The sequence below is a fragment of the Streptomyces sp. NPDC007905 genome (assembly GCF_042959345.1).
Taxonomy (GTDB): Bacteria; Actinomycetota; Actinomycetes; order Streptomycetales; family Streptomycetaceae; genus Streptomyces.
On record NZ_JBIBKS010000027.1, the window covers coordinates 76,754 to 91,228 of the forward strand.

Sequence of the window (14,475 nt, forward strand, 5' to 3'; positions counted from 1 at the left end):
CGCCTTGCACCGGCCGTCAGGGGCCAGCCCGCGCTGGCGGCTGAACTCCACGAAGGCCCGCGGGGTGGACATGACCATCACGCCGCCGGCCAGCGCCATGGAGCACTCGCCGTTGCGGAGGGCCTGGACCGCCCAGTGCAGGGCCACGAGCGACGACGAGCACGCCGTGTCGACGGTGACGGCCGGTCCTTCCAGGCCGAGGGTGTAGGCGATACGGCCGGACATGATGCTCGCGGAGTTGCCCGTACCGAAGAAGCCCTCGGAGTCGTCGATCGCGTGGAAGGCCTGGGCGGCGTAGTCCTGGTAGCCGGAGCCGACGAAGACTCCGGTACGGCTGCCGCGCACCGACTCCGCGTCGATGCCGGCCCGCTCGAACGTCTCCCACGTGGTCTCCAACAGCAGGCGCTGCTGCGGATCCATCGCCACGGCCTCACGCGGGCTGATCCCGAAGAACCCCGGGTCGAACTCCCCCGCGTCGTACAGGAATCCACCGCTGCGCGTGTACGTCTTGCCGGACGCGTCCGGGTCCGGGTCGTAGATGCCGTCCACGTCCCAGCCCCGGTCCGCCGGGAACTCGCCGACCGCATCAGCGCCGGCGGCCACCAACTGCCACAGGTCCTCGGGCGAGCGCACCCCGCCCGGATACCGGCACGCCATGCCGACGATCGCGATGGGATCGTCGTGCTCGGCGGGCGCGATGGCCGCTTCCGGGGCGGCCGCGGTGGTGAGACCGGTGAGCTCGGTGCGCAGCTGCCGGGCGAGTGCCTGCGCGTTGGGGTGGTCGAACACCAGCGTGGGAGGCAGGGCGAGGCCGGTCTCGGCGTTGAGCTTGTTGCGCAGTTCGACGGCGGTGAGGGAGTCGAAGCCCAGGTCCTTGAAGGCCCGGTCGGCCTCGACCTCGCCGGCGCCGCCGTGGCCGAGAACGGCCGCCGCGTGCGTGCGGACGAGGTCGACCAGGAGCGCGTGCTGCTCGGTCTCGGGCATTCCGGTGAGGCGGACGGCCAAGGGCGAGGCGGCGGCCGTGCCGGGCCCGCCGGCGGTGCTGCCCGCGGTGAGGATCCGCTCCGCCTCCGGAAGGTCGCCGAGCAGGGCGCTCGGGCGGCCCACCGTGAACGGGGGCAGGAACCGCTCCCAGTCGACGTCGGCCACCGTGGCGGTCGCCTCGCCGGACTCCAGCGCCTGCCGGAGGCCGGCCACGGCGAGTGCGGCGGGCATCGGGATCAGGCCGCGGCGGCGCAGTCGTTCGTCCGCGCCGTCGCCCTCGGCCATGCCGCCGCCGGCCCACGGGCCCCAGGCCACGGCGGTCGCCGGCAGGCCTTGGGCCCGGCGGCGTTCGGCGAGCCCGTCGAGCAGGGCGTTGGCCGCCGCGTAAGCGGCCTGGTAGCCGCTGCCCCACACGCCGGCGATGGACGAGAAGAGGACGAAGGCGTCGATTTCCCGGCCGGCGAGGAGCGCGTCGAGGTGCAGGGCGCCGGCTGCCTTGGCGGACAGCACGTCAGCGAAGGTGCCCGGCGTCATGGCCTCCAGCGGCTCCATGTGGTCCACGCCCGCCGTGTGGACGACGGCGTTCACCGGATGCTCGGCGAGCAGCGCGGCGAGCGCCTCACGGTCGGCGACGTCGCACGCGGCGACGGTGACCCGTACCCCCGTCGCCTCCAGCTCTGCGACAAGACCCGCCGCACCCGGCGCGTCGAGGCCGCGGCGGCCGGCGAGTACCAGGTGTTGGGCACCGGCACCGGCGAGCCAGCGGGCGACATGCCCGCCCAGCGCACCCGTACCACCGGTGATCAGCACCGTGCCGCGCGGCGACCACCGTTGCCCGGCCCGCGTGTTCCGGCGGGCGGCGGTGTGGGAGAACCTGCGGCCGAACACGCCGCGGGCGCGGATCGCGACCTGGTCCTCGGCCGACTGGCCCAGCACCGCGGCGAGGCGGCCGGCGACTTGGTCGTCGACCGTGTCCGGGAGGTCGATCAGACCGCCCCAGCGCGGCGCGTGCTCCAGCGCGGCGACCCGGCCCAGACCCCAGACGGCGTTCTGGGCGGCGCTCGGCACCGCGTCCGCACGGCCGGTGGACATGGCGGACCTGGTCAGCGCCCACAGCGGGGCGTCGATGCCCGCGTCGCCCAGGCTCTGGACGAGCGCGAGGGACAGCGCGGTGCCGACGGAGAGGGCCGGGTGTCCGGCGTGGGGCCGCTCGTCGGTGCCGAGCAGGGAGATCACACCGTCGACCGGGCTCTCGCGGACGGCGTCGCCGAGCTGCCGCAGCAGTGCGCCGCGGTCGGCGGCCGGGTCGACCGCCACCCGAACCAGCCGGGCCCCGCGGGCGGCGAGCCCCTCGGCGACGGCGGCGGTCCACTCGCCGGCCTCGGTGTCCTCGGTGTCCTCGGTGTCCTCGGTGACCAGGAACAGCCAGTCGCCCGGCAGTTCCTGCGCCCGCAGGCCGCTGAGCGGCTTCCAGCCCGTGCGATAGGACCAGCCTTCCACGGCGGACTCCCGGCGCTGCTGCCGGCGCCACGCGGACAGCCGGGGCAGCACCGCGTCCAGCTGCTCGGCGGGCAGGTCGAGGGTGGCAGCGAGGGACTGGGCGTCCTCGCGCTCCACCGTCTCCCAGAACCCGGCCTCCACGGCGTCGGTCCCCGCGACGGCGGCGGCCGTGGGCGCGGTGGTCTCCAGCCAGTACCGCTGGTGCTGGAAGGCGTAGGTGGGCAGGTCGGCGCGCCGGGCGCCGCGGCCGGCGAAGAACGCCCGCCAGTCGACGGGGACGCCGTGCACGTGGAGTTGCGCGACGGCGCCGGTGATCGCCTCGGGCTCGGGGCTGCCGGACCGTGCGGCGGCAACGGCGACCGCGCCGTCCAGGCAGCCCTGGGCCATGGCGCTCAGCACCGCGCCGGGGCCGGTCTCCACGAACGTGGTCACGCCCAGCTCGCCCAGGGTGCGGATGCCGTCGGCGAAGCGCACGGCCTCGCGGACATGCCGGACCCAGTAGTCCGCCGTATACGCGTCGATGAGTTCACCGGTGAGGTTCGAGACGACCGGGATCCGGGGCGTCTCGAAGCGCAGACCGCCGACGACGCGGGCGAAGTCGTCCAGCACGGGGTCCATCAACGGCGAGTGGAACGCGTGGCTCACGGTGAGCCGGGAGGTCTTGCGGCCCTCCCGGGCGAAGACGTCCGCGACGGCGGCTACGGCGTCCCCGGCCCCGGAGACCACGACGGACTCCGGGCCGTTGATCGCTGCGATGCCGACGCCGTCGGTGAGGTGCGGCTGCACCTCGTCCTCGGTGGCCTGGACGGCGATCATGACACCGCCGGCGGGCAGGGCCTGCATCAGCGCGGCACGAGCCGTCACCAGTGCGGCCGCGTCCTCCAGCGACAGGGCCCCGGCCACGTGCGCGGCCGCGATCTCGCCCACGGAGTGCCCTGCCAGGTAGTCCGGCCGCACGCCCCACGACTCCAGCAGCCGGTGGACGGCGACCTCGTGCGCGAACAGCGCGGGCTGGGTGAAGGCGGTGCGGTTCAGCTCCTCGCCGTCCTCGTGACCGTTCTCGCCGAAGGCCACGTCCCGCAGCGGCCGGTCGAGGTGCCGGTCGAGGTGGGCGCACGCCTCGTCGTACGCCTGCGCGAAGGCCGGGAACGCCTCGTACAGTTCCCGCCCCATGCCGATGCGCTGCGAGCCCTGTCCGGAGAACAGGAACCCGACCTGGCCGGCGTCGGCGCGGCCGAGGACGACGCCGGGAGCGGGAGCCCCCGAGGCCAGGGCGCGCAGGCCCTCGGCGATCCGGCCGCGGTCGGCACCGACCACGGCGGCGCGGTGCTCCAGGGCGGCCCGGGTGGTGGCCAGCGAGAAGCCGACATCGATGAGGGACGGTGCGGCACCGTCGGCCGTGAGGGACAGCAGGCGCTCGGCCTGGGCGCGCAGCGCGGCCTCGGACTTGCCGGACAGCACCCATGGCACGGTCGCCGAGGCGACCTCGACCGGTGCGACGGCGGCCGGTTCGGCCACCGGGGCCTGCTCGATGATCGTGTGGGCGTTGGTGCCGCTGACACCGAAGGACGACACGGCGGCCCGGCGCGGGTGGTCCGTCTCCGGCCAGTCGACGGCCTCCGTCAGCAGCCGCACCGCGCCCGCCGACCAGTCCACGTGCGGCGTCGGCTCATCAGCGTGCAGGGTCCGCGGCAGGACTCCGTGGCGCATCGCCATCACCATCTTGATCACACCTGCCACGCCGGACGCGGCCTGGGCGTGACCGATGTTGGACTTCAGCGAGCCCAGCCACAGCGGCCGGTCCTCCGGCCGCTCCTGACCGTACGTGGCGATCAGCGCCTGCGCCTCGATCGGGTCACCCAGAGCAGTGCCCGTGCCGTGCGCCTCCACCGCGTCGACATCGGCCTCGGTGAGCCCGGCGGAGGCCAGCGCCTGCCGGATCACCCGCTGCTGCGCGGGACCGTTCGGCGCGGTCAGGCCGTTGGACGCGCCGTCCTGGTTGACGGCACTGCCCCGCACGACCGCGAGGACCTCGTGGCCATTGCGCACGGCGTCGCTGAGACGCTCCACGAGCACCACGCCCACGCCCTCCGCCCAGCCGGTGCCGTCCGCCCCGGCGCCGAACGCCTTGCAGCGGCCGTCGGCGGCCAGCCCGCGCTGCCGGCTGAACTCCACGAACGCGGCGGGTACGGCCATGACGTTCACACCGCCCGCGACGGCCATCGTGCTCTCGCCGTTGCGCAGCGACTGGATGGCCAGGTGCAGGGCGACCAGCGACGACGAGCACGCCGTGTCGACGGTGACGGCCGGGCCCTCCAGGCCGAACGAGTAGGCCACGCGCCCGGAGACGACGCTCGCGGCGCTGCCGGTGAGCAGGTGGCCCTCGACGCCTTCCGGCACCTGCGGGAGGCCTGCGCCGTAGCCCTGGTAGGACATGCCGACGAACACGCCCGTGGGGCTGCCCTTCAGCGAGGCCGGGTCGATGCCGGCCCGCTCGAACGCCTCCCACGAGGCCTCCAGCAGCAGGCGCTGCTGGGGGTCCATCGCGAGCGCCTCGCGTGGCGAGATCCCGAACAGTGCGGCGTCGAAGTCGCCCGCGTCGTAGAGGAAGCCGCCGTCGCGCGCGTACGTCTTGCCCGGGGTGCCCGGGTCGGGGTCGTAGAGGTCCCCGATGTCCCAGCCGCGGTCCTCGGGGAAGCCGGAGACCGCGTCGCCGCCGGAGGTCACGAGCTGCCACAGGTCCTCGGGCGAGCCGACGCCGCCGGGGAGGCGGCAGCTCATGGCCACGATCGCGATGGGTTCGTCGCCGGCGACGGCCGTGCGCTGCTCCTGCTGCGCGGCGCCCTGCGAACCGAGCAGTTCGGCGCGCAGGAAACGGGCCAGGGCGGTGGCGTTCGGGTAGTCGAAGACCAGCGTGGTGGGCAGTTTCAGGCCGGTGTCGGCCGTGAGCCTGTTGCGCAGTTCGACGGCGGTGAGCGAATCGAAGCCGAGGTCGTTGAACGCCCGGCCGGGCTCCACCGCCGCGGCACCGTCGTGGCCGAGCACGGCGGCCGCGTGCGTGCGGACGAGGTCCGCAAGCGTGCGATCCTGCTCGCCCGCCGGCAGCGCGGTCAGCTTGGCAGCGAGCGCGTTGCCGGCTTCGGCGCCGCCGGAGGCCGGGGCCTCCAGGGCGCGGCGCGCCTCGGGCACGTCGGAGAGCAGGGCGCTGGGGCGAGTGACGGTGAACGGGGCGATGAACCGCTCCCAGTCGAAGTCCGCGACGGTGAGGGCGGTCTCGTCGTCGGCCAGCGCCTGCCGGAGCGCGGAGATCGCGAGGGCGGGCTGCATGGGGGGCAGGCCGCGGCGGCGCAGCATCTCCTCTCCGTCGCCGACGCCGGCCATGCCGCCCTCGGCCCAGCCGCCCCAGGAGACGGCGAGCGCGGTGCGCCCGCGTGCCCGCCGGTACTCGGCGAGGGCGTCCAGGTAGGCGTTGGCCGCCGAGTAGGCGCCCTGGCCGGCACCGCCCCATATGCCGGCGCCGGAGGAGAACATGACGAACGCGTCGAGCTCCTGACCGGCCAGCAATGCGTCCAGGTGCGTGGCACCTGCGGCCTTGGCCGCCACCGTGCCGGCGAACGCGGCCGGGTCGGAGTCCTCGATCATGACGTGGTCGCCGACGCCCGCGGCGTGGACGACGGCGTTGACGGGGTGCTCGGCCAGCAGCGCCCGCAGGGCGTCACGGTCGGCCGCGTCACAGGCCACGACGGTGGCGGCCGCGCCGAGCTCCTCCAGTTCCGCGACGAGCTCCGCGGCGCCGGGGGCGTCGAGACCGCGGCGGCTGGTGAGCACCAGGTGCTCCGCACCCGCACCGGCGAGCCAGCGGGCGACGTGCCCGCCCAGCGCACCCGTACCACCGGTGATCAGCACCGTGCCGCGCGGCGACCACCCCTGGGCGGGGCCGGTGGCGCGGGCGGCCCGGACGAGCCGGCGCCCGAAGACACCCGAGGCGCGGACCGCAACCTGGTCCTCGGCCGCCTGCCCGAGGACGGCGGCCACGCGGGCCGCGGTACGGGCGTCCAGCAGATCAGGAAGGTCGAGCAGTCCGCCCCAGCGCTGCGGGTATTCCAGTGCCGCCGCCCGGCCGAAGCCCCACACCTGCGACTGCAGCGGGCGGTCCACGCGGTCGGAGCGGCCGGTGGCCACCGCGCCGCGCGTGGCGCACCACATCGGGGCGTCGACGCCCGCGTCACCGAGCGCCTGCACCAGGCAGAGGGTCGCGGCGAGGCCGTGCGACAGGCCGGGGTGGCCGGCCGAGGCGCTCTCGTCCTCGGCGAGCAGGGACAGCACGCCGCTCACCGGGCCGACGCCGGCCAGCTCGCGGGCCAGCGTCCCACGATCGGTGCCGGGCCCGGCGACGAGCGTCACCAGTTCCAGGCCGCGCTCGCCGAGCGCGGCGCGGACCGAGGCGGTCCACTCGCTCTCGCCGGCCACGACGAGCAGCCAGGTCCCGGAGGCGTCGGGCGGTGGGAGCGCGCCGAGCGGCTTCCACGTGACGCGGTAGCGCCAGCCGTCGACCACGGACTGCTCACGGCGCTGACGGCGCCACGCGGACAGCCGGGGCAGGATCGCGCCGAGCGAGGCGTCCGCGCTGACGCCCAGGGTCGCGGCGAGGGACTCCGCGTCCTCGCGCTCCACGCTGTCCCAGAAGCCGGAGTCCGCAGCGTCGGCCGGGGTGCCGACGGCGGCCAGGTCCTCGTCCCCTTCCAGCCAGAAGCGCTCGCGCTGGAAGGCGTAGGTGGGCAGGGTGACCCGGTGAGCGCCGGGGAAGAGCGCCTGCCAGTCCGGGGTGACGCCGTGCACGTGCAGTTCGGCGAGCGCCATGCCGAGGGCCTGCTGCTCTGGGCGGTCTGCGCGCAGGACGGGTACCGCAACCGCGTCGTCCGCGCAGGCCTGCGCCAGGGCGCTGAGGACGCCGCCGGGGCCGATCTCCACGAACGTGGTCACGCCCAGCTCGTGCAGGGTGTGCAGGCCGGCGGCGAAGCGCACCGCCTCACGGACGTGCCGCACCCAGTACTCGGGCGTGTACGCCTCGGCCAGCCGGCCGGTGAGGTTCGACACGACGGGAATCCGCGGCTCGTTGAAGACCAGACCGCTGACGACCTCGGCGAACTCCTCCAGCATCGGGTCCATCAACGGCGAATGGAACGCGTGACTGACCTTCAACCGGGACGTCTTGCGGCCTTGTTGCGCGAAGACCCCGGCGATGTCGAGAACGGCGTCCTCGGAGCCAGAAAGCACGACGGACCCAGGCCCGTTGACCGCCGCGATGCCGACCTCGTCGGTCAGGTGCGGCAGCACTTCCGCCTCGGTAACCTGGATCGCGACCATCGCCCCACCCGCGGGCAACGCCTCCATCAACGCGGCACGCGCCGACACCAGCTTCGCCGCGTCGTCCAGCGACAGCACCCCGGCCACATGCGCGGCCGCGATCTCCCCCACCGAGTGACCGGCCACGTAATCCGGCCGCACACCCCACGACTCCAGCAGCCGGAACAACGCCACCTCGACCGCGAACAGCGCGGGCTGAGTGCACCCCGTCCGGTGCAGGGTCTCGGCGTCGACGTCGACCGGCGCGTCCAGACGCGCACACACCTCGTCATACGCATCGGCGAAGACGGGGAACACCTCGTACAGCTCACGCCCCATGCCGATCCGCTGCGAACCCTGACCCGAGAACAGGAAGCCGACCTTGCCGCCGGAGCGGGCGCGTCCCAGCGTCACGTTCGCCGCCGGTTCGCCTGCGGCGAGGGCGGTGAGGGCTTGCCGGAGCTTGTCCGGGCCCTGTGCCAGGAGCACCGCGCGGTCCTCGAACGTCTCGCGGGAGGCCAGGGAGAGGCCGATGTCGGCAGCCGTCCAGCCGTCCTTCGTGTCGAGGTGGCCGGCCAGCCGGGCCGCCTGTGCGCGCAGCGCCGGCTCGCCCTTGCCCGACAGCACCCACGGCACGAGTCCGCCGGAGTCGGGCGTGGGGGGCAGCTCCGCCGCGGCTGGGGCCTGCTCGATGATGGTGTGGGCGTTGGTGCCGCTGACCCCGAAGGACGAGATCGCGGCGCGGCGCGGGCGGTCCGACTCGGGCCATGCGACAGCCTCGGTCAGGAGCCGGACGTCACCGGCCGACCAGTCCACGTGCGGCGTCGGCTCGTCCGCGTGCAGCGTCCGCGGCAGGATGCCGTGGCGCATCGCCATGACCATCTTGATCAAACCTGCCACGCCTGCCGCGGCCTGCGTGTGGCCGATGTTGGACTTCAGCGAGCCCAGCCACAGCGGCCGGTCCTCCGGCCGCTCCTGGCCGTACGTGGCGATCAGCGCCTGCGCCTCGATCGGGTCGCCCAGCGTCGTCCCCGTACCGTGCGCCTCGACGGCGTCCACGTCGCCCGGAGCGAGTCCGGCCGAGGCCAGCGCCTGCCGGATCACCCGCTGCTGCGCCGGACCGTTGGGCGCGGTCAGGCCGTTGGACGCGCCGTCCTGGTTCACGGCGCTGCCCCGAACCACCGCCAGGACCTCGTGGCCGTTGCGCACGGCGTCGGAGAGGCGCTCCACGAGCACCACGCCCACGCCCTCGGCCCAGCCGGTGCCGTCCGCGTCCGCGCCGAACGCCCTGCAGCGGCCGTCGGGCGACAGACCGCGCTGGCGGCTGAACTCCACGAAGACGTTCGGGCCGGCCATGACGGTGACGCCGCCGGCCAGGGCCATCGTGCACTCCCCGTTGCGCAGCGACTGCATGGCCAGGTGCAGGGCGACCAGGGACGACGAGCAGGCCGTGTCGATCGTGACAGCGGGGCCTTCGAGGCCGAAGGTGTAGGCCACCCGGCCGGAGACGACGCTGGACGCGCCGCCGACGAGCCGGTGCCCTTCGACGCCTTCCGGCGTACGGCGCACATCGGCTCCGTAGCCCTGGTAGGCCACGCCGACGAAGACGCCGGTCCGGCTGCCGCGCAGCTGCGCGGGGGCGATCCCCGCCCGTTCGAAGGCCTCCCACGAGGTCTCCAGCAGAAGCCGCTGCTGCGGGTCCATCGCCAGGGCCTCGCGCGGCGAGATCCCGAAGAAGCCGGCGTCGAAGTCGGTGGCGCCGTAGAGGAATCCGCCGTCGCGCGCGTACGTCTTGCCGGGGCGATCGGGGTCCGGGTCGTAGAGGGCCTCGACGTCCCAGCCGCGGTTCGACGGGAACTCGGAAATGGCGTCGCCGCCGGACGTCACCAGGTCCCACAGGGCGTCGGGCGAGTCGACGCCGCCGGGCAGGTGGCAGCTCATCGCCACGATGGCGATGGGCTCGTCGTCGGCGGCAACGTGTTGCTCCTGCGGCGCGGCGGCCTGCGATCCGAGCAGCTCGCTCTGCAGGAAGCGGGCGAGCACCGTGGCGTTGGGGTAGTCGAAGACCAGCGTGGGCGGCAGCGCGAGGCCGGTCGCCGTGTTGATCTTGTTGCGGAGTTCGAGCGCGGTCAGGGAGTCGAAGCCGAGGTCCTTGAAGGCCCGGTCGGGCTCGACCTCCGCCGCCGAGGAGTGGCCCAGGGCGGCCGCGACGTGCGCGCGGACCAGGTCCGTCAGGGTCTGAGTGCGCTCGGCCTCCGGCAGTCCGGCGAGCCGGGCCGCCAGGGGCGCGGCGCCAGAGGCGGCGCCGGCCGGTGCGGCGGTGCCGGCGCGGCGCACCCCGGGCAGTTCGGACAGCAGGGCGCTCGGGCGGCCGAGGGTGAACGGTCCGATGAACCGTTCCCAGTCGATATCGGCCACGACGACCGCGGTGTCGTCGCAGTCCAGTGCGCGCTGGAGCGCGGTCACGGCGAGTGCGGCGGGCAGGGTGACGACGCCGCGGCGGCGCAGGTGCTCCTCGTCGGCGTCGGTGACCATGCCGCCGTCGGCCCAGGGGCCCCAGGCGATCGCGGTGGCGGGCAGGCCCCGGGCCCTGCGCCGGGCGGCGAGCCCGTCGAGGAAGGCGTTGCCGGCCGCGTAGGCGGTCTGCAGTCCGCTGCCCCACACGCCGGCGATCGAGGAGAAGAGGACGAAGGCGTCCAGCTCGCGGTCGCCGAGCAGTTCGTCCAGGTGCGCGGCGCCGCGGGCCTTCGCCGCCATCGTGCGGGCGAAGTCGGTCGGCGTCATCTCGTCGAAAGGGGCGAACTGTTCCACGCCCGCGGCGTGGAAGACGGAGGTGAAGGTGTGCTCGGCGAGCAGCGCTGCCACCGCGTCGCGGTCGGCGACGTCGCACACGGCGAGGCTGACGCGCGCTCCCAGCTCCTCCAGTTCGGCCTTGAGCCCGCTCGCGCCGGGCGCGTCGGCGCCGCGACGGCTGGTGAGCACCAGGTGTTCGGCACCGGCACCGGCCAGCCAGCGGGCGACATGCCCGCCCAGCGCACCCGTACCACCGGTGATCAGCACCGTGCCGCGCGGCGACCACGGCCGGCCGGCGCCGCTTCGGGCGTGGGCGAGCCGGGCGGTGAACACGCCGGAGGCGCGGACGGCGACCTGGTCCTCCTGGCCGTCCGCAGCGCCGGCTCCCTGGCTCAGTACGGCGGCGATACGGCCCGCGGCGCGCTCGTCGACGACCGCGGGCAGGTCGATCAGGCCGCCCCAGCGCCGGGCGTGCTCCAGGGCCAGGGCGCGGCCGAGGCCCCACACCTGGTTCTGCACCGCGCTGAGCGGTGCGTCGTCGGAGCGGCCGGTGGCGGCCGCGCCGCGGGTGGCGCACCACAGCGGCGCGTCGACGCCCGCGTCGCCCAGCGCCTGGGCCAGGGTCACGGTCTGCGCGAGGCCGTGAGAGAGCCCGGGGTGCTCGGGCGAGGCGGTCTCGTCGGTCGCGAGCAGCGACAGGACGCCGTGGAGCGATCCGGCGTCGGCTGCGGCCCGGGTCAGCTCGCCGGCCAGGGACGCGCGGTCGGCGTCGGCGCCGACCGTCAGCGGGATCAGGTGCGCGCCACGTCCGGCAAGGGCCGTGCGGACCGTCCCGGCCCACTCGTCGCCCTCGGGTGCGGCGAACAGCCATGTGCTGCCGGAGAGGTCGCCGGCGGACAGGCCGTTCAGCGGCTGCCAGGCCAGCTGGTAGCGCCAGCCGTCCACGACGGACTGCTCGCGTCGCTGGCGCCGCCAGGCGGACAGCTTGGGGACCACGACGTCCAGTTCCTCGGGGCTCAGCCCCAGCGTGCCGGCGAGGGACTGGGCGTCCTCACGCTCGACGCTCGCCCAGAACTCGGCGTCGACCGCGTCCACGGCGGCCGTCCCGGCCTCGGGGGCCTCCAGCCAGTAGCGCTGCTGCTGAAAGGCGTAGGTCGGCAGGTCGATACGCCGGGCGCCCGGGAAGAGCGCCCGCCAGTCCGGGGAGACGCCGTGCACGTGCAGTTGGGCGAGCGCGGTGACGACGGCCTGCTGCTCGGGGCGGTCGGCTCGGAGTGCGGGGATGGTGACGATGTCGTCCACACAGCCCTGCGCCAGGCCGCTGAGGACACCGCCGGGTCCTATCTCCACGAACGTGGTCACGCCCAGCTCGTGCAGGGTCCGCACGCCGTCGGCGAAGCGCACCGCCTCACGGACGTGCCGCACCCAGTACTCGGGGGTGTACGCCTCGGCCGGGCGGCCGGTGAGATTCGAGACCACCGGGATCCGCGGCTCACTGAACGTCAGACCGCGAACAACCTCTGCGAACTCCTCCAGCATCGGGTCCATCAACGGCGAATGGAACGCGTGACTGACCTTCAACCGGGAGGTCTTGCGGCCCCGTTGGGCGAAGACCTCGGCGATCTCCAGCACGGCATCCTCGGCTCCGGAGACCACGACGGACGCCGGGCCGTTGACCGCCGCGATACCGACGCCGTCGGTCAGGTGCGGCAGCACCTCGTCCTCGGTCGCCTGCACCGCCACCATCGCCCCACCCGCGGGTAGCTTCTGCATCAGTGCGGCACGGGCCGACACCAGCTTCGCCGCATCCTCGAGCGACAACACACCCGCCACATGAGCGGCCGCAATCTCACCCACCGAATGACCGGCCACATAATCCGGCCGCACACCCCACGACTCCAGCAACCGGAACAGCGCCACCTCGACGGCGAACAACGCCGGCTGGGCGCAACCGGTCCGGTTGAGCTGCTCCGCGTCCGCGTCGAGCGTGACGTCGAGGTGGGCGCGGATCTCGTCATAGGCCGCGGCGAACGCCGGGAACGCGTCGTAGAGTTCGCGCCCCATGCCGGCCCGCTGCGAGCCCTGGCCGGAGAACAGAAACCCGGTCTTGTCGCCGAGGCGGGCCGTGTTCTGGACGACGGCCGCGGACGGGGTTCCGGACGCCAGCGCCCGTACGCCTTCGGTGAGTTCCTCCAGGCTCTCGCCGACGACGGCCGCCCGGCGGTCCCAGGCGGTGCGCGTGGTGGCGAGGGAGAAGCCGATGTCGGCCGGCGAGCGGCCGGGGCCGCTCCCGCCGCTGCGGCCCTCCTCCAGGAAGGAGAGCAGGCGCTCCGCCTGAGCGCGCAGCGCCGCGTCGCTCTTCGCCGAGAGCACCCACGGCAGCGCGCCTGCGGCCGGGGCCCCGGCCGGCTCGGCGGCGGGCTCCTCGTCGAGGGCCGGGGCCTGCTCGATGATCGTGTGCGCGTTGGTGCCGCTGACGCCGAAGGACGAGACCGCGGCGCGGCGGGGGTGGTCCGACTCGGGCCACTGGACGGCCTCGGTCAGCAGCTTGACGCCGCCCGCCGACCAGTCGACCTGAGCGGTCGGCTCGTCCACGTGCAGCGTCTGCGGCAGGACTCCGTTGCGGATGGCCATCACCATCTTGATCACACCGGCGACACCGGCGGCGGCCTGCGTGTGACCGATGTTGGACTTGATGGATCCCAGCCACAGCGGCCGGTCCCCCGAGTGCTCCTGGCCGTACGTGGCGAGCAGCGCCTCCGCCTCGATCGGGTCGCCGAGGGTGGTGGCCGTGCCGTGTGCCTCGACCGCGTCGACCTGGGAGGCGGTCAGGCGCGCGTTCTCCAACGCCTGCCGGATCACGCGCTCCTGCGAGGGGCCGTTCGGGGCCGTGAGGCCGTTGGAGGCGCCGTCCTGGTTGACGGCGCTGCCGCGGATGACGGCGAGCACGTCGTGGCCGAGCCGGCGGGCGTCGGACAGCCGCTCCAGCAGGAGCACGCCGACGCCTTCGGACATGCCCGTGCCGTCGGCGGTCGAGGAGAACGCGCGGCAGCGGCCGTCGGGCGACAGACCGCGCTGCGTGCTGAACGCGATGAACGTGTTCGGCGTGGCCATCACGGTCACGCCGCCGGCCAGGGCGAGCGAGCACTCTCCGCGGCGCAGCGCCTGGGCGGCCAGGTGGAGTGCCACGAGCGAGGACGAGCAGGCCGTGTCGACGGTGACCGCCGGGCCCTCGAGGCCGAGGGCGTAGGAGATGCGGCCGGACACCACGGCGGCGGTGTTCGCGGTGACGAGGTGGGCCTCGATGTCGCTGTCGCCCTGCCGCTGGAGGTAGGCGTGGTCCTGGCCGTTGGTGCCGACGAACACGCCGGCCCGGGTGCCGCGTGCGGTGGCGGGGTCGATGCCCGCGCGTTCGAAGGCCTCCCAGGAGGTCTGCAGCAGCAGCCGCTGCTGCGGGTCCATGACCAGGGCCTCGCGGGGGGAGATCCCGAAGAACGCGGGGTCGAACCCGCCGGCGTCGTAGAGGAATCCACCCTCGCGCACGTACGTGCGGCCCGTCCGCCCGGGCTCGGGGTCGTAGATCGTGTCCAGGTCCCAGCCTCGGTCGGTGGGAAACGCGGACACGCCGTCGCCACCCGAGGAGACCAGTTGCCACAGGTCCTCGGGCGAGTCGACCCCTCCCGGGTAGCGGCAGGCCATTGCGACGATGGCGATGGGCTCGGTGTCCTTCGCCTCCAGCTCACCCAGCTGCCTGCGGGTCTGGCGCAGGTCCACCATCACGCGCTTGAGGTAATCCCTGAGCTTGTCGTCGTTCGACATGTTTTACGTCCTCGGTAGCAGTGCGTGAGAAGA

General features: G+C 74.3%; 1 protein-coding gene (running past one end of the window). It reads right to left on the reverse strand.

The window, feature by feature from the left end:
- Positions 1-14,442, reverse strand: partial view of a type I polyketide synthase gene (locus tag ACFZDC_RS35315; protein ID WP_391330291.1) — the 5' portion only. 4,038 nt of this gene lie to the left of the window's left edge; the window shows 14,442 of its 18,480 coding nt (coding positions 1-14,442); the start codon lies at positions 14,440-14,442; its stop codon lies beyond the left edge, outside the window.
- Between the last annotated feature and the right edge of the window lie 33 nt (positions 14,443-14,475).